The sequence below is a fragment of the Pseudomonas asplenii genome (assembly GCF_900105475.1).
In the GTDB taxonomy this organism is placed as follows: domain Bacteria; phylum Pseudomonadota; class Gammaproteobacteria; order Pseudomonadales; family Pseudomonadaceae; genus Aquipseudomonas; species Aquipseudomonas asplenii.
The window spans coordinates 6,055,928-6,073,830 of record NZ_LT629777.1; the positions used below are offsets into that span (position 1 = coordinate 6,055,928).

Below are 17,903 nucleotides of genomic sequence, written 5' to 3' on the forward strand. Positions count from 1 at the left end.
TCACGAACGAAGTGGTTCGGCACTGCCGGATATGCCCAACCACCTTCGGACTCGACTAGCGCTCAATCCCCAACGCCTGCAACCGCCGATACAACGTCCGCTCACTCATACCCAGCTCCTTCGCCAGCTCACTGCGCGACCCCTCGAACACCTCCAGCGCATGGGCCAGTTGCTCCAGATCCTTGCGCCCCCGACGACGTGAAGGTGCAGCAGCCATGGGAGCCTCGTTACGCAATTCCTCCGGCAGATCCTGCGGACGAATCACCCCGTCATCGGTAAACAACCGCGCCCGCTCCAGCACATTGCGCAGCTCACGGATATTGCCCGGCCAGGCGTAGAGGGTCAGCGCCCGCAACGCCTGCGGATCGAGACGCGGCACAGCGCCCGGCGCCAGGCGCTGCAGCAGGCTGTCGATCAATAGCGGCAGGTCATCGCTGCGCTCACGCAACGCCGGCAAGCGGATCGGAAAGGCGCTGATGCGGTAGAACAGGTCCTGGCGGAAACTGCCGGCCGCGACCATGTCCTTGAGCGGTTTGTGGGTGGCGCAGACCAGACGGAAGTCCGAGTGCACGGTGCGCAGGCTGCCCACCGGGCGGAAACTGCCGGACTCGATCAGCCGCAGCAGCTTGACCTGCATCGCCAGCGGCACCTCACCAATCTCGTCGAGAAACAGCGTGCCGCCGTGGGCCGCTTCGGCCAGGCCGATCTTGCGTTGCAAGGCGCCGGTAAAGGCGCCCTTCTCGTAGCCGAACAGTTCGCTTTCCAGCAGGGTTTCGGTGAGACCAGTGCAGTCGACCACCACCAACGGTCCACCCGCCCGCGGGCTGCCTTCGTGCAGGGCGCGGGCGAAGAGTTCCTTGCCGGTGCCCGACTCGCCCTGCAGCAACACCGGAATGGGTGACGGCGCCGCCCGTTGCAGTGCGGTCAGCGCCGCCTTGAAGGCCGCCGAACGGCCCACCAGGCCCTGATGCTGGGGTTGCGCCGCCGCCACTGCGACGCTGTTCAGGCGTTCGACATAACCCACCACTTCGCCCTCGCGGCCGAGCAAGGGGCGCAGTTCCACGTCGACATGCTCCGGGCCGCGCGGCGTATGGTGAATGTGCAGCACCCGCTCGGGCAGGCGTGTCTCGAAGGCCTTGCGCATCGGGCAGTGCTCGCCGGCCTGGTCGCAGGGGACGGCGAACTGGTGGGACACCCGGTAGCACTTGGCGCCGACATGGGGCCGGCCCTCGACGCCGAACTGGCGCTGGTAGGCGGTGTTGGCCGCCACGATGTTGTAGTCGGTATCGAGCACAATGGTCGGCTGCACGTCGTGCTCAAGGTAGGACACCAACGCCTGCATGTCCGGCTGGGAGAAATCGGTGGCAATCAGGTTCATGAAGGCTCCAGGGCGAAGGCCGCAGCTTAATACAGCGCGAAGGCTTCTGCCATTTTACTGCCACTGACCGCCATGATAACTGCCATATCTGCCAGACTGAGTTTCATCAGCACAAAATTCCGCCAATCGTGCTGACAAACATCAAGGAACAGTGGGAAAAGCGCGCAGCCGCTGGTTGGCATGCTTATTGAAATCCTCGACGAACAAGGGATGGCCCCCGCCAGTGTCGGTCGCCGCCCCGCTTTGCCTGGAGTACGCAATGAACATCGGCGACAAGCTGACCGTAGAAGCCTTCTTCGATCCCAACACCTGGACCATCAGTTACCTGGTGCTGGATCGCGACACCCGCTGCTGTGCCCTGATCGACAGCGTGCTCGACTACGACCCCAAGTCCGGGCGCACCCGCACCGAGTCGGCCGACCGCCTGCTGACGCGCGTCCGCGAGCTGGATGCGCGAGTGGAGTGGATCCTGGAAACCCACGTGCACGCCGATCACTTGTCGGCAGCGGCGTACCTCAAGGAGCAGTTGGGCGCCAAGGTGGCGATCGGCAGCCATATCACCGAGGTGCAACAGGTGTTCGGCGAGCTGTTCAACGAGGGCAGCGCGTTCCGCCGCGACGGCAGCCAGTTCGATGTGTTGCTGGCCGACAACGGCGAGTTCACCATCGGTAACCTGCGCGCCACCGCCGTGCACACCCCGGGGCATACGCCGGCGTGCATGAGCTACCTGATCCACGACGGCGATGAAACCGTCGCCTTCGTCGGCGACACACTGTTCATGCCCGACTACGGCACCGCCCGTTGCGACTTCCCCGGCGCCGATGCGCGCACCCTGTACCGCTCGATCCGCAGCCTGCTGGCGCTGCCGCCGCAGACCCGGTTGTTCATGTGCCACGACTACCTGCCAGGCGGCCGCGAGTTGCAGTACATGACCACCGTGGCCGAGCAGCGTGCGCGCAATATCCATGTGCATGAGGGCATCGACGAGGACACCTTCGTCCGCATGCGCGAGGCTCGCGACGCCACCCTCGACATGCCGGTGCTGATGCTGCCTTCGGTGCAGGTCAACATGCGCAGCGGCCAATTGCCGGAGCCGGAAGACAACGGCGTGCGCTACCTGAAAATCCCGATGAATGCCCTTTGAACCAGGACCTGTTCCCATGAATTCAAATACTCGCAATGCCCCGATCCAGCACCAGGTCGTGATCATCGGCGCCGGTGCCGCCGGTATCGCCACCGCCTCCAGCCTGCTGGCCCGCGCGCCCGGCCTGGACATCGCGCTCATCGACCCGGCCGATACCCACTACTACCAGCCGGGCTGGACCCTGGTCGGCGCCGGGGTGTTCAGCGCCGAGTCGACCGCCCGCCCGCTGGCCTCACTGATTCCGCGCGGCGCGCAGTGGATCAAGGCCGAGGTCAGCGCCTTCGAACCGGACACCCATTGCGTGGTGCTGGCCGACCAACGCCGCATCAGCTACCAGCAATTGATCGTCTGCCCTGGCCTGAAGCTGAACTGGAGTGCCATCGACGGCCTGGAGGCGACCCTTGGACATAATGGCGTGACCTCCAACTATCGCTACGACCTGGCCCCCTATACCTGGAAACTGGTGCAGGAACTCAAGGCAGGCCAGGCGCTGTTCTGCCAGCCGCCGATGCCGATCAAGTGTGCCGGAGCACCGCAGAAGGCGCTGTATCTGTCCTGCGATCATTGGCGCAGGAACGGTCTGCAGGGCAAGATCCAGGCGAGCTTCCTCAACGCCGGTGCGGTGCTGTTCGGCGTGGCCGACTACGTACCGGCGCTTATGGAGTACATCGACCGCTACGCCGTGGACCTGCAGTTCGGCCACAACCTGATCGCCGTCGACGGCCCGGCGAAACAGGCGACCTTCGCCCGCACCCTGCCTGATGGCAGCCGTGAAACCCTGGTGCGGCCGTTCGACCTGCTGCACGTGGTGCCGCCGCAGATTGCTCCAGACTTCATCCGCAGCAGCCCGCTGGCCGATGCCGCCGGCTGGGTCGATGTCGATCCCGCCAGCCTGCGCCATCGCCAGTTCGCCAATATCCACGGGCTTGGCGACGTCACCAACACCAGCAATGCCAAGACCGCCGCAGCGGCGCGCAAGCAGGCACCGGTGGTGGCGAACAACGTGCTGGTGGCGCTGGGACGACTGTCGCGTCCGGCGGTCTATGACGGTTATGGTTCCTGCCCGCTGACGGTGGAGCGCGGCAAGATTGTCCTCGCCGAATTCACCTACGGTGGCAAGCTGGCGCCGACCTTCGCCCCATGGCTGCTCGACGGTCGCCGGCCGACCCGGCTGGCCTGGTGGCTGAAGGAACGACTGCTGCCGCCGCTGTACTGGCGCGGCATGCTCAAGGGCCATGAGTGGCTGGCCCGCCCCGCCCTGCAAGCGGACAAGCCGGCGGTATGAACGACTCTCTCTTGCTGGGCAGCGGGCTCGGCGTACTGATTGGCGTAATCCTCGCCCTGACGGGCGCCGGGGGTGGCATCCTGGCAGTGCCGCTGCTGGTGTTCGTGCTCGGGCTGTCGATGGTCCAGGCCGCCCCGATCGGCCTGCTGGCGGTGGGTCTGGCGGCGGCAGTCGGCGCCCTGCTCGGCCTGCGCCAAGGCATCGTACGGTATCGCGCCGCCGGTTTTATCGCCGGCATCGGTATCCTGCTCACGCCGGTAGGCTTGTGGCTGGCTCATCGGCTGCCGAACGAGCCGCTGGCGCTGGGCTTTGCCTTGTTGATGCTCTACGCCTGCGTGCGGATCTTCAAAAAGGCCCAGCACGAACTCAAGCATGGTCAACCAGTGCCCCGTGCAGCCTTCCTGCCTTGCGTGCTGAATCCATCACAGGGTCGCCTGCGCTGGACCCTGCCCTGCGCCCGGGCGCTGACCGTCACGGGAATGCTCTCGGGGCTGCTGTCCGGATTGCTCGGGGTCGGCGGTGGTTTCGTGATCATTCCGGCGCTGACCCGCTACACCAATCTGGACAGCAAGAGCATCGTCGCCACCTCCCTGGCGGTGATTGCCCTGGTGTCCACCGGCAGCGTGGTCACGGCGACCTTGTCCGGGGTGATGCACTGGTCGGTCGGCGTGCCCTTTGCCGGCGGTGCAGTGGTGGGCCTGGTGCTCGGGCGCCAGCTCGCCGGGCGGCTGGCCGGGCCACGGTTGCAGCAGTTGTTCGCGCTGACCGGACTGCTCGCCGCCCTGATGTTGGCACTCAATGCTCTGGGTCTTACAGGCCACACGTGACCAGGAAACGCACATGCCTATCGATACACTTCACTTCACGCCACTGTCCGCCCTTGGCGGTGGGGTACTGATCGGGCTGGCCGCCAGTCTGTTTGTGCTATTCAACGGCCGGATCGCCGGGGTCAGCGGGTTGCTCGGCAGCCTGCTGCAAAAAGGCAGCGAAGGGCGCGCGGAAAAGGCCCTGTTCCTGCTCGGTTTGCTGGTGGCCCCTCTGGCCTGGGGACTTTTCCAACTGCCGAACGTCGTCGTATTCGAAGGCAATGGCTTCACGCTCGCCTTCGCCGGTCTGCTGGTCGGCATCGGTACACGCTACGGCTCCGGCTGTACCAGCGGGCATGGCGTATGCGGGATATCACGCCTATCGCCACGGTCCATGGTCGCCACACTGAGCTTCATGCTGGCGGGCTTCCTGACGGTCTGGGTGCTGCGTCACCTGGTGGGGTACTGAGCATGCGCAAGATAACGGCTTTTATCGCCGGTTTGCTGTTTGGTCTTGGCTTGTTGCTCGCGGGCATGAGCAACCCGGCCAAGGTTCTGGCCTTTCTGGATATCCTCGGCCACTGGGACCCATCCCTGGCGCTGGTGATGATCGGCGCTATCGGCAGCGCCTGGCTACCCTTTCAGTGGGCGATGAAACAGCAACGATCACTGCTGGACGCGCCCATGCAATTACCCACCACACGCCACCTGGATCGACGTCTGATCGGAGGGAACCTACTGTTCGGCGTGGGCTGGGGCATTGCCGGAATCTGTCCAGGCCCAGCGCTGGTACTGCTGCCCGGTGGACATTGGCAGAGTGTGATCTTCGTCGTAGCGATGTTGTCGGGCATGCTGCTGTTTGCCCGGCTGCAAGCTCGTCAGCAACGGGCAGGCAGCGTTACCGGCTCACGGGGCTGAAGGTGGCCGCAACCCAGTCAGCAGCAACGCGATCGCCCCGCATCCCAACAGGCTGGCGCCCAGGCTCTGACTCCAGGCCACCAGCATCAGCCCGGCGCCGATCATCAGGTAATACATCAGGCCAAACAGCGCCCCTGCGGTCCCCAGCCGATCGCCATAGGACGCCAGCGCGGCGCCGAGGATATTCGGAATCGCCAGGCCGAAACCCAGCACCGCCGCCAGCATCGGCAGCACGAACAGCGCACTATCCTGCAACACCCACACTGCGACGCCAGCCCCCAGCACCAACCAGGAGGCCAGCGTTACCAAGCGTCCACCACTCCAGCCACGCTGCAACAGCTGCCGGTTCGACCAGGCCCCCAGCCCCGAGCCCAAGGCCAGTACCACGCCACTGTAACCGAACAGTTCGCCGTCGAGCCCCAGGCGCTGGAACATGAACGGTGCCAGGCTGTAGTAGCTGAACAGCGCGATATTGAAGGCCGCCACCCAGAGTGCCGAACGCCAGATGGCCAGGTCCCCGAGCAGGCACAGCAGCGTCTCGAACAGCGCTGGCGTGGTCACATTGGCCGGGCGGGTTTCCGGCAACGCCAAGGCCGAGAGGCCGAGCAGCAACAAGGCCAGGCCCAGCAGACCGAACAACACCCCGCGATAACCGCCGCTATCCACCAGCCCCGCACCGGCCAACAGGCCGATGGCCGGGCTGGCCGCCAGGGCCATGCCGACCACGGAAAAGACCTGGGCCAGTTGCGTGCCGTGGAAACGATCACGCAGCAGGGTCTGGATTACCACCGAACAGGCCGCCGCACCGAAGGCCGCCAAGGCCTGGGATAGCAGCAATACCTCGAAGCGACGGGCAGCCAAGGCCAGGCCGGTCGCCAGCAGATAGACCACCAGACCCGCCAGCATCGATGGACGTCGGCCAAGCCAATCGCAGCTGCGTCCCCACACCACCACCCCAAAGGCAAAGGCAAGAAAATAGACCGACAGGATCTGCGAGGCCACCGTCGCACTGACCGCCATCACCCGACCGATATCGGCCAGGGCCGGGCTGAACATGCTCTGGGCGATCTGCGGAAACATCAACAGGGCGATCGCCAGAGACAACAGGCCTTTAGATTTCATCACAGCACACTCCTTGAACTCACAGACGGTGATTCTAGGGAGGCAGGTTTGGCGTACTATTCAAGCTCTGACAAAAAACTGCTGAAATCGGACAACTCCATGGCGAGAATCGATCCCCTGGCGTGCTTCAACCCGGACCGTTTCACCGCGCCGGTCATCGGTATCGCCGCACAACTGGGCGACCATGACTCGGGTCTGCATTGCCATCGGCGCGGGCAACTGCTGTTCACCCGCCAAGGCTGCTCGCGTATTACCCTGGCCCACCAACTGTGCCTGCTACCGCCCTCTCGCGCGGCGTGGATACCGCCCGGGGTGGAACACCGCGCACAGATGCAGCAGATCGTCGACTATCGTTCGCTGTACCTGGCGCCCGAACTGCTCGACGGGTTACCGCAGCAGGTGATGATCATCGAGGTCAGCCCGCTGTTGCGCGCCGTGCTGGAGCCCATGACCCTGGCTACCTTCGATACCGACTGGAGCCAGGGTAAACCGGCGCATTTACTGGGGCTGTGCCTGGCGGAAATCCGCGAGGCGCCGCGCCAGCCGATGCTGCTGCCATTGCCGCGGGACAAGCGCCTGGCGCCGCTGCTGGCCTCACTGGAGCAATTGCCACCGGAGTTGCAGGCGCTGACCACGCGTATAGGTGCCAGCAGCCGGACCATCGGCCGGATCTTCCTGCGGGAAACCGGCATGGGCTATCAGCAGTGGCGCCAGCAATGGCGGCTGATGCGCGCCATAGAACTGCTGGCCACCGGTCGCAATATCGCCTACACGGCCTTCGAGCTGGGCTTTGCCAGCGACAGCGGCTTTATCGGTTTCTTCCGACAGATGACCGGCACCACCCCCGGGGCCTATCTACAGGCATCCAGGTAATTGCAACCCAACACCTCGTGCAGACGCCGACCGTCGCTCAGCCGACGGAAGAACCCCGGTGAACGCCAAGGCGCCCGACCATCGACATTCGGTGCGCCGCGTCCGGCCAGGACATCATCGATCCACACCGTGCGGGTCTCGAACGAGATCCGCGTCAGTTCGGTGTGGTTGGGCACGCCGGCATGGGCGTGGGCACCGGAGAAGGCCAGCAGGCTGCCGGGGTCGATCACCACCGGCACCGCGACCTCACCGTCGATGGACTCCAGCAGATGGGGAATCGCCTGGTCGGCATCCACCGAGTTGCGGCCGTCGCGGTGCGAGCGCTGCAGCACATGGCTCAGGTCGAAGTCGGCACTGCTGTTGGCCAATGCTCGCTCCCAGAGCTGGGGGTAAAGGGCGAAGGTCCGCCCGGCGCTGATCGGGTAGATCGGCGCCCACCAATTGGTCTGGGCGTAGAGGTTCGAACCCCAGGTGTCGCGGTGGAAGGCAATGGTCGCCGTGGCCCTGTCCCGTGGCGCACTGTCACCCGGCGGATGAGGCGGCTGGAAGCGCAGGTGCAGGCGATCGCAGGCGATGCCACTGGCGTCCAGGCCGAGGCTGTCGAGCACCTGCGACCAACTGCGCTGGATGCCCTCGTGCCGGTGGAACAGCGTCTGCAGACGGGTAAAGCATTGCGCCTGCTGGACGTGATCCAGGTGCCGATGGATCCGGGTCGGTTCGAAGGGATACAGCGCTTCTTCCAGCAGGCCACGGGCCGTTTCGATCAACTGCACCATGGCTGGCAACGTCAGGGCAAACACTTCCCCGGCGTAGATCCGCGAGTGAAACGCTGCCGGCAGGGCCGGTGGCTGCAACTGACTGTACATCCGCGGGCGCTCCCCATCAGGCTGGCACAAGTACCGGCACTCTAGAACAGACGCACGCGATGGAAACAGGCTCAGTGGCGGGGAAAATCCACCGTACAGCCGATCACGCCTGGGGCATCTTGCGAAACCCCACGGCCAGGCGGTTCCAACTGTTGATGGTGTTGATCGCCAGGGTCAGGTTGACCTGTTCCGCCGGACTGAATTCGGCGTTGAGCCGTTCGTAGTCCTCGTCCGGGGCGTGGCTTTCGGCAATCCGGGTGAGCGCCTCGGTCCAGGCCAGGGCTGCGCGTTCGCGGGCACTGAAAAAGGGCGCTTCGCGCCAGGCCGACAGAGTGTAGAGGCGTCGCTCGGTTTCCCCGGCCTTGCGCGCATCGGCACTGTGCATGTCCAGGCAGAAGGCGCAGCCGTTGATCTGCGAGGTACGCATCTTCACCAGTTCGAGCAGGGATTTTTCCAGCGGCAGTTTGTTCACCGCGCCCTCCAGCGCCATCATGGCTTTCATGGCATCCGGGGAAGCGGTGTAGAAATCGATACGAGGTTGCATGGCAATGCTCCTGACAGGGGGTGAGTGGCGCTACAGTAAGCCCGGCGGGGCACGGGCCAAATAGCCAATTGCGGGCAAGATCAGGTAGCCAATCGCGCCCCTGCTGCCAGCCGCGCGGCCGGCAGGCTAAACTGCCCACCGGCATGTCCCGCCTCTCCCGCCAACGAGCCCTCCCATGGAACTGCACATCACCCTCGAGGGTCGTCGCGACCTGGCCCGGCAGATCACCGAGCAACTGCGCCACGCCATCACCAGCGGCCAGTTGGCCGAGGGGACCCAATTGCCGCCCACCCGGCTGCTCGCCGAACAATTGGGCGTGTCGCGCAAGACCGTGGCCGATGCCTACGCCCAATTGGCCTGCGACAACCTGCTGATCGGTCGGGTCGGGGCCGGGACCTTCGTCAACGGCTATGTGCCCCAAACCCGCGCTCCGGCCCAGAGCGAAGCACTGGCGGGCGCGGCGGTGGTGCGGCAATGGCGCGAAGCCTCGATCCCCTTGCACCATCCGCTCGGTACCCTGCGCTACGACTACCTCGGCGGGGCCACCAGCAAGCACCTGTTCCCCCATGAAGCATGGCGCCGCTGCGTGCTCTTCGCCCTGCGCCAGACCGCCCAGGCCCACGGTCTGTACAGCCAGCCGGAAGGTGTCGGGATGCTGCGCGAGGCGATTGCCCGGCATATCGGTTTCGCCCGTGGCGTGCGTTGCAGCGCCGCCGACCTGCTGGTGACCAATGGCGCACAGCAGGCCCTGGACCTGGTCGCCCGGGTACTGGTGGAGCCCGGCTGCACCGTCGCCGTCGAAGACCCCGGCTACCCGCCGGCGCGGCTGTTGTTTGCCGCCCAGGGCGCGCGCGTGGTCGGCGTGCCGGTTGACGAACAAGGTATCCGGGTCGAGCTGATTCCCGAGGGCACGCGGCTGATCTACGTGACCCCGGCGCACCAGTTCCCCCTCGGTATGCCGATGAGCCTGGAGCGCCGCCGGGCCCTCCTGGAACGGGCCCGGGAACTGGGCGCGATCATCATCGAGGACGACTACGACTGTGAGTTCCGCTACGAAGGGCGCCCCACCGACTGCCTGCAGAGCCTCGACCGGCATGGCCTGGTGGCCTATGTCGGGACCTTTTCCAAGACTCTTCTGCCGGAGCTGCGCCTGGGTTACCTGGTGGCGCCGCCGGGGCTGCTCAAGGCGATGGTCTCGGCCAAGCAACTGACCGACTGGCACACCGCGACCCTCACCCAGTGGGCGCTCGCCAAGTTCATCGGCGACGGTTACCTGGTCAAGCACATCCGCCGCTGCCACCAGGCCTACGCCAGCCGCCGCGAGCACCTGATCGAACGGCTCGACGGCGACCTGTCGCCTTGGTTCGAGCGCATCCACTCCACCGCCGGCTACCACCTGGCGATCCTCGATCGTGGCACGGTGGATATCCCGCAGTTAGTCGAATTGGCGAAAACCTTCGAGGTCGGGTTGTACCCGCTGGCGCCCTTCTACTACACCGCGCCAGCGCGTACCGGCCTGCTGATGGGTTATGGCTCGATTGAAACCCTGGATATCCAGCCGTCGCTGGATCGGATTCGCGAGTTGCTGCTCCAGCTGTGCCCTGAAAACTGACAGCGGCTATACGGACGGGGGGCCGGCTTCAGCCGGAGCAATAATTTGTTGAATAACCTCGCTCAGCCGATCCCGGAAGTCATTGAAGCTGTCCATGTCGATCCGGTGAGGGTCAACTTCACCATTACGTATTGCATCATTGAGATCGGCGGCTGACGAATAACCATTGCGCACTCGCTCAAGCTGACGTTTGAGTGAATCGGGAGAGTCGTCGTTACCCGATGCCTGTTCCAGCACAGCACAATGTTGATAGATCGGTTGTCGAAATGCACACAGCAACCAAGCTTCGGACTTGGGCCTGGGCAACATCGGAACCCCCAGCGGTAGACCACCCGCAGCAAACCCCTTGATCATCGATTGCCATTTTTCCCGCCACTCTCCTCGGCCTGAAGACTGCGTTCCATCGGCATCTCTAAACAATACAGGAACAACCACATCATTACGCTCATGAGCCAATGCAACAGCCTTGAGGGCGAGACGCCGGGCATTTTCGTGATAGTAACCAGTCTCCTTGGGTTTACGCTTTCCTGGTGCCGAGAACTGCCGCCCTTGATGCTTGGGCTCCACGGTAATCAGTGCGGATTTATGGACGAATTGCACGGCGTGATAATCGATCAATGAGTACCCCATCAATCTGTCGATCAGCAGATCCAAAATCAGGCACATCGGCCCTGGGATAAACTCAAAGCCCTCTTCACCGGGAGACTGGCGACCTATGTCTGACGGCCCCTCTCCACTGACCAAAAGCAACATCCGTATTACCTCGCGACCCAACGCTCGATTTCCTGAGGCAGGCGCACCAGGTCGGTATCAACAAACACTTCTCCAGGTCCCATCACAGTGAGCTTTTCGGCAACGGAGGGGATGGAAAAGAACGGGATCGTCCGCGTTCTGCCGTCGTCAGTCTTATAGATAAGCTGAACACCCTCAAGGGCAATATCATCCTCCAGATAATTGAGAATCATCGGACTATGGGTCGTCACCATCACCTGCCGATCGAGGCTCACCAGATAGTCCAGCAGAAACTCGATCAACTCTGGATTTATACCGTTTTCCACTTCGTCAAAAAGCATGAATCCGTGACGGGACAAGGTTTCTGCCAATATCGCCATCAAACGCAGCATGCCGTCATTCATGTGCCGGGCTTGGGTACTGAATGTTCCTGTAGTGTAGGTCTCCTGTATAGCCAAGGACTTCCAGCCGGAGTTCAGGGACTTGAGTTCAATTGACTGAAGTGCCGGATAGTTATTCTTAAGCATCGCTAGCAAGGAGCCCAACTCGCGTGGAGCTAACTGATGGATAAACGCGGAAAGTTTCTCTCCGGCAAAACCCAGGTCGCCATCACTTCCTCGGGCCTGTTTGCGCAAATACTGGGGAGACAGAGCATCCAGGGAGGTGATGCTGGAAATGAACTTTTTGAGTCTTAGGATTACCGGTGGCAAGCGGGACTCTTTCAGAACGGAAAGAACCGAACCTTGGTAGTCGAAGTCCATCGGTCCCGCCAGCCCCCTGAGGATTCCCCTTTTTTTTTCATAAGTAGCAAGACGTCCATCACCCACCCAAAGCGTGGTTTCGTCAATTTCCCATGATTCTTCGGTACAGCGCAGAAAGGTCCGATTGAAGCTTGCCTTCCACACAGCACGTTGACCATCGACATCGAAAACGGCTTCGAATTTTATGTTGCTACTCTTGCTTAACTTGGATTTCAGATCGATCGGTTTCCAATCGCGCTTTTTCAACCATCCTGAAAAATCCCCCTTGATTTGTTGAGAGAGGAAATCCAATGCCTGCAGGATCGTCGACTTTCCTGCACCGTTCAGACCGATCAAACAAGTGAAATTCGCCAACTGCATTTCAAAGCCGACGAGGGACTTGAAATTATCTATCTTGAACTCACAGAGGCGTATGCCCTCTTCCGCTGGCTGCCCGATACTGGATCGCTCACCAGCGTTTTCGCGCTTACCCGTCATGATGGTTCCTTGATCTGATATTGCAGCAAAAAGGAAACCAATATAGGTCAGCCTGGCTGACCACTCAAGTTATGGGGCTTTCGCCCCGCCCCACTCCTAGCAATCGTCGACAGGGGGAATGATCGGCCAATGTCGCAAACCGCGAACTGGACAGCGAACCAAGCGTGTTGCTGACGCACATTACAAGGACCTGGTGAGCGACCGCCGCGCTACGGTTTATGAGCGCAAGCGATCCCCGTGATCCACACCGTTCCCTACACACCCCGACTGCGCAACCAATGCATGAACCCGCGCTTGACCACCGGTTTGGACACGTCGAGGGTAAAGTTCTGCGCCGCATGCAGACGGTGATCCAGCAGGCTCTTCATCGCTTCGCCGATATCATGCCGGGCATCCAGGCACGGTTTGAGGTATTCCTTCTCGACCCGATACAGCAGGCAATCGGTCTTGGCCGTGAAGTCTGCCGGCACACCCTGCTCGCTGAGGATCCCGGCTTCACCGATCACCTCCCCCGGCCCCATCCGCGCTGCTTCGCTCGGCTTGTCGCCCCGAAACAACGTGACCGACACCACGCCCGACTCGATGATGAACAGATGATCGCTGACCTCGCCGCGCGGCAGGATCATGCTGCCAGCACGAAACAGCTGCGGGACCATGTTCTGACTGAAGGTTTCCTTTTCCTCGGAACGCAGCGTCGAAAAGATCGGTGAGCTTTCCAGCAATGCCCGCGGACGGGAAATCGTTGCCGCCAGATTGCTCTCCGCCGTCGACAGCAGGCTCACGCCAGACGCCTGCAGGTGCCGGAACGCCAGATCGTAGAGTTGGTTGCTCACCTCGCGCTTGAGACCCATCGACACCACAAAACCGCTGATTTCGTATTCCACCCCGGCCGCGCTGGAGCTTTTCAGCGCGACGCTCGGCGCCGGCTTGGTCAACAACGAGCGGCAGCCCAGCACCGCCCGCTCCAGCGCTTCGACCACCACATTAGGCCGTACATGCGGGCTGACCTCCAGGCTGATGGCCAGGCCGTGGACATCGCTGGGCCGGCTGAAGTTGATGATCCGGGCTTTCGCCGCCAGCGAATTGGGTACCACCGCCAGACTGCCCTGGGAGGTCTGCAGGCGCGTGGCACGCCAGTCGATATCGACCACGCGGCCTTCGGTACCGTCGATGGAGATCCAGTCATCGACCTGGTACGGCTTGGTGGTATTGAGCACGATGCCGGAAAACACGTCGCTGAGGGTGCTCTGCAACGCCAGACCGACGATGATCGCAAACGCTCCGGAGGTTGCCAGCACGCCCTTGACCGGCAGGTCGAGCACATAGGCCGCCGCGGCGATGATCGCGATGAGGAAAATGATCGCCCCCAGCACGTCCTGCAGCAGCCGCCCGGCATGGCCGACCCGCTGCATCATCACCGTGCCGACCAGTACTGTCAGGGTCCGGGCGCCGAACAGCCACCAGCCGATCTGCAAGCCGGTGGCCGCCAGATGCCGGGGGATATCCTCGGGCCAGGGGGCGATCTGCATCGGGTTCATGCCCTCGTTGAACAGCACCAGGCTGTACAACAAAAACACCGTCGGGCGTACCACCAGCTTCCAGTTGTTGCTGCGCGAACCGAGCAGGCGCCACAGCAGCAGATCGATCACCAACAAGAACAACGCACACAACAGCGGGTGCTCGGACAGAAAGGGGTACAAGGTGAACAGGTCAGGCATCGCATGGCTCCACAAACAGCTGGACAGCTGCAGGTGCCAAGGATAGCCCGCTTTCACCCGCGGCTTACAGTCCGCCGTCAGTCGCTCATCTGGCCGAAACGTCCACTGTGGAAATCGACGAAGGCCTGGTGGATCTCCGCCTCGGTGTTCATCACGAACGGACCGTGGCCGACGATCGGCTCGTCGATGGGCTCGCCACTGAGCAACAGCAGCATGGCGTCGGCATCTGCCTCCAGGTGCAGACGTTCACCGGCCTGCTCGAACACCACCAACTGCCCGGTACTCGCCACGGCCTCGCCATTGAGCCGTACGCTGCCGCGCAGCATCACCAGCACCGTGTTATGGCCGGCGTGCAGGGCCAGGTTCAGCGCCTTGCCACCCTTGAGGCGAATATCCCAGACATCGATCGGGGTGAACGTCCGCGCCGGGCCACGTTGACCGGCGAACTCACCGGCGATCAGGCGCAGGCTGCCGGCGTCATCCTCAAGGGCGATGTTCGGGATATCACGGTCGAGGATGCCCTGGTAACCAGCCGGTGCCGACTTGTCACGCGCGGGCAGGTTGACCCAGAGCTGGACCATTTCCAGCTTGCCGCCCCGCCGGGCAAAGGCCTCGGAATGGAACTCCTCGTGGATGATCCCCGCCGCTGCGGTCATCCATTGCACGTCACCCGGACCGATCACGCCACCGGCGCCGGTGGAGTCGCGATGCTCGACTTCGCCGTCATAGACGATGGTCACGGTTTCGAAACCGCGATGGGGGTGTTGGCCGACACCGCGACGCTCGGTGGTCGCAGTGAAGTCGGCGGGGCCTGCGTGATCGAGCATCAGGAACGGACTGATCTGCTGACCCAGGCCGTCGTAGGAAAACAGCGTGCGAACCGGGAAACCGTCACCGACCCAATGGCCACGGGGACTGGTGTAGATACCGAGAATCTTTTTCATGGAGCCTCCATCAAGTCATGGGGCATAGCTTAGGTTCGTCGCGTTTATAGCGGTAGTCAGGAAAAACCAGCCTGATCGTTCCACATATGGAACGGCCAGCTCAGTCGCGCTGATCGTCCGGCCCGATCCAGATCCGGAATCGAATACTTACAAACCCATAAAATTATCGTTTTGCAGTAATTAATTGCTGCAATATAGTCATTAAACGCCCTCACTTGCGGCGCATACCCTTGAAATCACCGACCTTGCCAAAGGACGTGTCATGACTCCCGATCGCCTGTCCCAACACAGCCGCTGCCTGGCTCACGCCACCCTGCTGCTGATTCTTGCCATGCTGCTGGTCAATATCGCCTGCTGGTTCTACCCCAGCCTGGTCAGCGATTACGACATCGGGTTCAACCTGGGCTTGCTGGCCACCCGCTACAACACCAGCGTGGCGGATATGCCCGCCTGGCAGGTAGCCGGCTGCATTGTGCTGTCGAGCCTGCCGTTGCTGGTGCTCGCCTGGGGGCTGCTGGCTCTGCGCCGGCTATTCCAGGCCTATGCCCGGGGCGACTACTTCTCAGCGAACACCGCCGGGTATCTGGGCAGGGTCGGCAAGAGTGTTGCCCTCTGGGTAGTGACCAGCGTGCTGCTGGAGCCGGCCCTGAGTGTGTGGATGACCTTTCTATTGCCCGCCGGGCAGCGCATGCTCAGCCTGGGCTTCAGTTCGGCGCAACTGGTCGCGTTGTTCCTGGCCGCCTCGATCATGCTGATCGCGAAGATTCTCTACACGGCCTGCTCGCTGGCCCGTGAAAACCAGCAGTTTGTCTAGGACAGCGCCATGCCGATCGAAATCAGACTCGATGTCATGCTCGCCCGGCGCAAGGTCAAATCCAAGGACCTCGCGGCGGCCATCGGCATCACCGAACAGAACCTGTCGTTGCTCAAGCAAGGCAAGGTGAAGGGGTTTCGCCTGTCGACCCTGGAAGCGATCTGCGCCTACCTCGACTGCCAGCCGGGCGACCTGCTCAGCTATACCGACACCGGGCCGACCGAGGGCTGAAGAGAGCCTCAGATCAATTGATTGCGCTTGGCGAACTCTGCCAGCGCGACCACCGACTTGAGGTTCAACTTGTCGATCAGCCGGGTCTTGTAGGTGCTCACGGTCTTGTCGCTGAGCAGCATCAGTTCGCTGATTTCCTTGTTCTTCATGCCCCGGGCAATGTAGCGCAGGATGCTCAACTCGCGATTGCTGAGATTCTCGATCTGCCGCGACTCGGACTCGTTGACGTGGTTGGCCACCCGTCCATGATCCTCGAGTCTGGGGAAAAAGCTCTTGTTGAGCATCACCGCTCGCACCGCCAGTTGCAGTTCATCGAGTTCGGCGGTCTTGGACACATAGCCCAGGGCACCGGCACGCATGCACCGCTCGGAATAGAACGCCGGCGATTGCTCGGTCAGTACCACGATCCGGCTGGACAGCCCCTGCGCGGTGATACGGGTGATCACCTCCAGGCCATCCAGCCGGGGAATGTTCAGGTCCATCACGATCAGTTGCGGCTCCAGCTCGCGCGCGCGCTGCACCGCGTCGACGCCGTTATCGGCCTCGGCCACCACTTCGTAATCGAGTTTCTCCAGCAATATCTTGATGGCCAGGCGAACGAACGGATGGTCATCCACAATCAGTGCTGTACGCATCGCAAATCCTTGAGAAGTACGCCAGCCACTGCTTGAGACGGGAACGTGCTTGCATCGATCGAAAGAGAAAGGAATCCAACGAACTCAAGTGTAGGAAAGTTCTCGGATACTTGCCTGGGCACAGCCCCCTTGCGACCTCGAGGGGCGACCGGACGGATCGCGCACTTTAGCGGCAGGGTCCGCTCAGATATGTAGGAATAATCCCAAGACTGGCGTGCCGCAACGGAAGACTTCGTTCAATCGGTGGTACTCGGGCTCCAGAACGCCTGCAGCACCCTGCTGGACGTCGACAGACGCGCCACCAGCGCATCCAGCTCGTCACCATCGATCGAGGTGACGGCCAGGGTTGCCTCGATTTCCACTTCCTCATCATCGAACGGCCGCACCTCGACATCACTGGCCGGGTAGTTGCTGCGCTCCAGCTCCTTTTCCAGCAGGGACAGCACGATCTTCTGCTCGGTACGCCGGGCCGTCAGATAGAGAATATAGGTGACTTCCGCCGAAACCACGTCCAGCGGCTGGCGGTTGATATAGTTGACGATCGGTCGCAGCAGGGTGTTGGCCGCCAGGACGAACAACGTACCGAGCAGCGCCTCGAGGATCAGGTCGGCACCGGCACAGGCACCCACAGCCGCCGAGGCCCAGAGCGTGGCGGCGGTGTTCAGGCCGCGAACGTTGCCCTCTTCACGCATGATCACGCCGGCGCCGAGAAAGCCGATGCCGGACACCACGTAGGCAACCACCCGCACCGCGCCCTCGGCACCGCCAAGACGGTTGGCCATATCGACAAAGATCGCCGCCCCGACCGCCACCAGCACGTTGGTGCGCAGGCCGGCGGTGCGCTGGCGATACTGACGCTCGAAGCCGATCAACCCACCGAGGATGAACGCTGCACCGAGGCTGACCAGGGTATCGGTCAGCGAGTCGAGGTTGATGTTGTCCAGAGCCTTCATCCGTTCACTCCCTTTTCGATGATGGGGTCCAGGGGGCTATCGGGCTGTGGCAGTCACTCCCCAAAACCCCATGGCACAAATGGCTCACTC

General features: G+C 62.6%; 20 protein-coding genes. 9 read left to right on the plus strand and 11 right to left on the minus strand.

Annotated features, from left to right (window positions below; genetic code table 11):
• Positions 1-55: 55 nt before the first annotated feature.
• Together BLU37_RS26875 and BLU37_RS29185 are read right to left on the minus strand one after the other, a co-directional pair.
• Positions 56-1,378 (minus strand): sigma-54 interaction domain-containing protein, encoded by a 1,323-nt coding sequence (locus BLU37_RS26875; protein WP_090210413.1) that lies wholly within the window; start codon positions 1,376-1,378, stop codon positions 56-58.
• A gap of 26 nt (positions 1,379-1,404) precedes the next feature.
• The gene (locus BLU37_RS29185; RefSeq protein WP_019363506.1) at positions 1,405-1,560 is read right to left on the minus strand and encodes a hypothetical protein; all 156 of its coding nucleotides are present in this window, start codon (positions 1,558-1,560) and stop codon (positions 1,405-1,407) included.
• A gap of 77 nt (positions 1,561-1,637) precedes the next feature.
• Here BLU37_RS29185 and BLU37_RS26880 point away from each other — a divergent pair, with 77 nt between their 5' ends.
• The 5 genes from BLU37_RS26880 to BLU37_RS26900 are packed head-to-tail and all read left to right on the plus strand — an operon-like array spanning position 1,638 to position 5,531.
• Positions 1,638-2,522, plus strand: coding sequence for an MBL fold metallo-hydrolase (locus BLU37_RS26880; protein ID WP_090210415.1), 885 nt, complete (start codon positions 1,638-1,640; stop codon positions 2,520-2,522).
• Positions 2,523-2,538: 16 nt separating this feature from the next.
• Complete coding sequence (locus BLU37_RS26885; protein WP_090210417.1) at positions 2,539-3,807, plus strand: NAD(P)/FAD-dependent oxidoreductase; 1,269 nt, start codon at positions 2,539-2,541, stop codon at positions 3,805-3,807.
• Positions 3,804-4,634 carry a sulfite exporter TauE/SafE family protein gene (locus tag BLU37_RS26890; RefSeq protein ID WP_019363509.1) on the plus strand — a complete coding sequence of 277 codons (831 nt, stop codon included), beginning with the start codon at positions 3,804-3,806 and terminating at the stop codon, positions 4,632-4,634. Before BLU37_RS26885 ends, BLU37_RS26890 begins: the two co-directional genes overlap by 4 nt.
• Before the next feature lie 13 nt (positions 4,635-4,647).
• Positions 4,648-5,082 carry a YeeE/YedE family protein gene (locus tag BLU37_RS26895; protein ID WP_090210420.1) on the plus strand — a complete coding sequence of 145 codons (435 nt, stop codon included), beginning with the start codon at positions 4,648-4,650 and terminating at the stop codon, positions 5,080-5,082.
• Between the two features lie 2 nt (positions 5,083-5,084).
• Complete coding sequence (locus tag BLU37_RS26900) at positions 5,085-5,531, plus strand: DUF6691 family protein (RefSeq protein ID WP_090210423.1); 447 nt, start codon at positions 5,085-5,087, stop codon at positions 5,529-5,531.
• Here BLU37_RS26900 and BLU37_RS26905 read toward each other — a convergent pair.
• The gene (locus BLU37_RS26905; protein ID WP_090210425.1) at positions 5,520-6,653 is read right to left on the minus strand and encodes an MFS transporter; all 1,134 of its coding nucleotides are present in this window, start codon (positions 6,651-6,653) and stop codon (positions 5,520-5,522) included. The genes BLU37_RS26900 and BLU37_RS26905 overlap by 12 nt on opposite strands.
• A 99-nt stretch (positions 6,654-6,752) precedes the next feature.
• On the opposite strand from BLU37_RS26905, the gene BLU37_RS26910 reads away from it, so the two are divergent.
• A complete protein-coding gene (locus BLU37_RS26910) occupies positions 6,753-7,526 on the plus strand; it encodes an AraC family transcriptional regulator (RefSeq protein ID WP_090211017.1) in 774 nt (257 codons plus the stop codon).
• Here the strand turns inward: BLU37_RS26910 and BLU37_RS26915 are convergent.
• Positions 7,505-8,392 carry a phytanoyl-CoA dioxygenase family protein gene (locus BLU37_RS26915; protein ID WP_090210427.1) on the minus strand — a complete coding sequence of 296 codons (888 nt, stop codon included), beginning with the start codon at positions 8,390-8,392 and terminating at the stop codon, positions 7,505-7,507. The two genes, BLU37_RS26910 and BLU37_RS26915, sit on opposite strands and share 22 nt — an antisense overlap.
• Positions 8,393-8,495: 103 nt before the next feature.
• The gene (locus tag BLU37_RS26920) at positions 8,496-8,936 is read right to left on the minus strand and encodes a carboxymuconolactone decarboxylase family protein (protein WP_010446813.1); all 441 of its coding nucleotides are present in this window, start codon (positions 8,934-8,936) and stop codon (positions 8,496-8,498) included.
• A gap of 175 nt (positions 8,937-9,111) precedes the next feature.
• Here BLU37_RS26920 and pdxR point away from each other — a divergent pair, with 175 nt between their 5' ends.
• Complete coding sequence (pdxR, locus tag BLU37_RS26925) at positions 9,112-10,548, plus strand: MocR-like pyridoxine biosynthesis transcription factor PdxR (RefSeq protein ID WP_090210429.1); 1,437 nt, start codon at positions 9,112-9,114, stop codon at positions 10,546-10,548.
• 6 nt (positions 10,549-10,554) lie between these two features.
• Here pdxR and BLU37_RS26930 read toward each other — a convergent pair whose 3' ends face one another.
• From BLU37_RS26930 to BLU37_RS26945, 4 genes are all read right to left on the minus strand, one after another.
• Positions 10,555-11,301 carry a hypothetical protein gene (locus BLU37_RS26930; RefSeq protein WP_090210432.1) on the minus strand — a complete coding sequence of 249 codons (747 nt, stop codon included), beginning with the start codon at positions 11,299-11,301 and terminating at the stop codon, positions 10,555-10,557.
• A 5-nt stretch (positions 11,302-11,306) separates the two neighbouring features.
• Positions 11,307-12,518, minus strand: a complete 1,212-nt coding sequence (locus BLU37_RS26935; protein WP_090210434.1) for an AAA family ATPase — start codon at positions 12,516-12,518, stop codon at positions 11,307-11,309.
• A 254-nt stretch (positions 12,519-12,772) separates the two neighbouring features.
• Positions 12,773-14,236, minus strand: a complete 1,464-nt coding sequence (locus tag BLU37_RS26940; protein ID WP_090210436.1) for a mechanosensitive ion channel domain-containing protein — start codon at positions 14,234-14,236, stop codon at positions 12,773-12,775.
• Positions 14,237-14,313: 77 nt separating this feature from the next.
• The gene (locus tag BLU37_RS26945) at positions 14,314-15,180 is read right to left on the minus strand and encodes a pirin family protein (protein ID WP_090210438.1); all 867 of its coding nucleotides are present in this window, start codon (positions 15,178-15,180) and stop codon (positions 14,314-14,316) included.
• A 262-nt stretch (positions 15,181-15,442) separates the two neighbouring features.
• Between BLU37_RS26945 and BLU37_RS26950 the strand changes: the two genes are divergently transcribed.
• Positions 15,443-15,994, plus strand: a complete 552-nt coding sequence (locus BLU37_RS26950; RefSeq protein ID WP_090210440.1) for a DUF2975 domain-containing protein — start codon at positions 15,443-15,445, stop codon at positions 15,992-15,994.
• Between the two features lie 9 nt (positions 15,995-16,003).
• Positions 16,004-16,225: a helix-turn-helix domain-containing protein gene (locus tag BLU37_RS26955; RefSeq protein WP_010446818.1), complete on the plus strand. Its 222-nt coding sequence runs from the start codon at positions 16,004-16,006 to the stop codon at positions 16,223-16,225.
• Positions 16,226-16,233: 8 nt separating this feature from the next.
• Here the strand turns inward: BLU37_RS26955 and BLU37_RS26960 are convergent, their stop codons facing one another.
• Together BLU37_RS26960 and BLU37_RS26965 are read right to left on the minus strand one after the other, a co-directional pair.
• Positions 16,234-16,860 carry a response regulator transcription factor gene (locus tag BLU37_RS26960; RefSeq protein ID WP_090210442.1) on the minus strand — a complete coding sequence of 209 codons (627 nt, stop codon included), beginning with the start codon at positions 16,858-16,860 and terminating at the stop codon, positions 16,234-16,236.
• Between the two features lie 236 nt (positions 16,861-17,096).
• A complete protein-coding gene (locus BLU37_RS26965; RefSeq protein ID WP_090210444.1) occupies positions 17,097-17,813 on the minus strand; it encodes an MgtC/SapB family protein in 717 nt (238 codons plus the stop codon).
• Between the last annotated feature and the right edge of the window lie 90 nt (positions 17,814-17,903).

Coding starts and splice junctions, on each gene's coding strand:
- BLU37_RS26905 (WP_090210425.1), bottom strand. CDS start 6,653: ATGAAATCTAAAGGCCTGTTGTCTCTGGCGATCGCCCTGTTGATGTTT.
- BLU37_RS26915 (WP_090210427.1), bottom strand. CDS start 8,392: ATGTACAGTCAGTTGCAGCCACCGGCCCTGCCGGCAGCGTTTCACTCG.
- BLU37_RS26920 (WP_010446813.1), bottom strand. CDS start 8,936: ATGCAACCTCGTATCGATTTCTACACCGCTTCCCCGGATGCCATGAAA.
- BLU37_RS29185 (WP_019363506.1), bottom strand. CDS start 1,560: ATGCCAACCAGCGGCTGCGCGCTTTTCCCACTGTTCCTTGATGTTTGT.
- BLU37_RS26950 (WP_090210440.1), top strand. CDS start 15,443: ATGACTCCCGATCGCCTGTCCCAACACAGCCGCTGCCTGGCTCACGCC.
- BLU37_RS26930 (WP_090210432.1), bottom strand. CDS start 11,301: ATGTTGCTTTTGGTCAGTGGAGAGGGGCCGTCAGACATAGGTCGCCAG.
- BLU37_RS26880 (WP_090210415.1), top strand. CDS start 1,638: ATGAACATCGGCGACAAGCTGACCGTAGAAGCCTTCTTCGATCCCAAC.
- BLU37_RS26935 (WP_090210434.1), bottom strand. CDS start 12,518: ATGACGGGTAAGCGCGAAAACGCTGGTGAGCGATCCAGTATCGGGCAG.
- BLU37_RS26910 (WP_090211017.1), top strand. CDS start 6,753: ATGGCGAGAATCGATCCCCTGGCGTGCTTCAACCCGGACCGTTTCACC.
- BLU37_RS26885 (WP_090210417.1), top strand. CDS start 2,539: ATGAATTCAAATACTCGCAATGCCCCGATCCAGCACCAGGTCGTGATC.
- BLU37_RS26890 (WP_019363509.1), top strand. CDS start 3,804: ATGAACGACTCTCTCTTGCTGGGCAGCGGGCTCGGCGTACTGATTGGC.
- BLU37_RS26895 (WP_090210420.1), top strand. CDS start 4,648: ATGCCTATCGATACACTTCACTTCACGCCACTGTCCGCCCTTGGCGGT.
- BLU37_RS26900 (WP_090210423.1), top strand. CDS start 5,085: ATGCGCAAGATAACGGCTTTTATCGCCGGTTTGCTGTTTGGTCTTGGC.
- BLU37_RS26940 (WP_090210436.1), bottom strand. CDS start 14,236: ATGCCTGACCTGTTCACCTTGTACCCCTTTCTGTCCGAGCACCCGCTG.
- BLU37_RS26955 (WP_010446818.1), top strand. CDS start 16,004: ATGCCGATCGAAATCAGACTCGATGTCATGCTCGCCCGGCGCAAGGTC.
- pdxR (WP_090210429.1), top strand. CDS start 9,112: ATGGAACTGCACATCACCCTCGAGGGTCGTCGCGACCTGGCCCGGCAG.
- BLU37_RS26960 (WP_090210442.1), bottom strand. CDS start 16,860: ATGCGTACAGCACTGATTGTGGATGACCATCCGTTCGTTCGCCTGGCC.
- BLU37_RS26945 (WP_090210438.1), bottom strand. CDS start 15,180: ATGAAAAAGATTCTCGGTATCTACACCAGTCCCCGTGGCCATTGGGTC.
- BLU37_RS26875 (WP_090210413.1), bottom strand. CDS start 1,378: ATGAACCTGATTGCCACCGATTTCTCCCAGCCGGACATGCAGGCGTTG.
- BLU37_RS26965 (WP_090210444.1), bottom strand. CDS start 17,813: ATGAAGGCTCTGGACAACATCAACCTCGACTCGCTGACCGATACCCTG.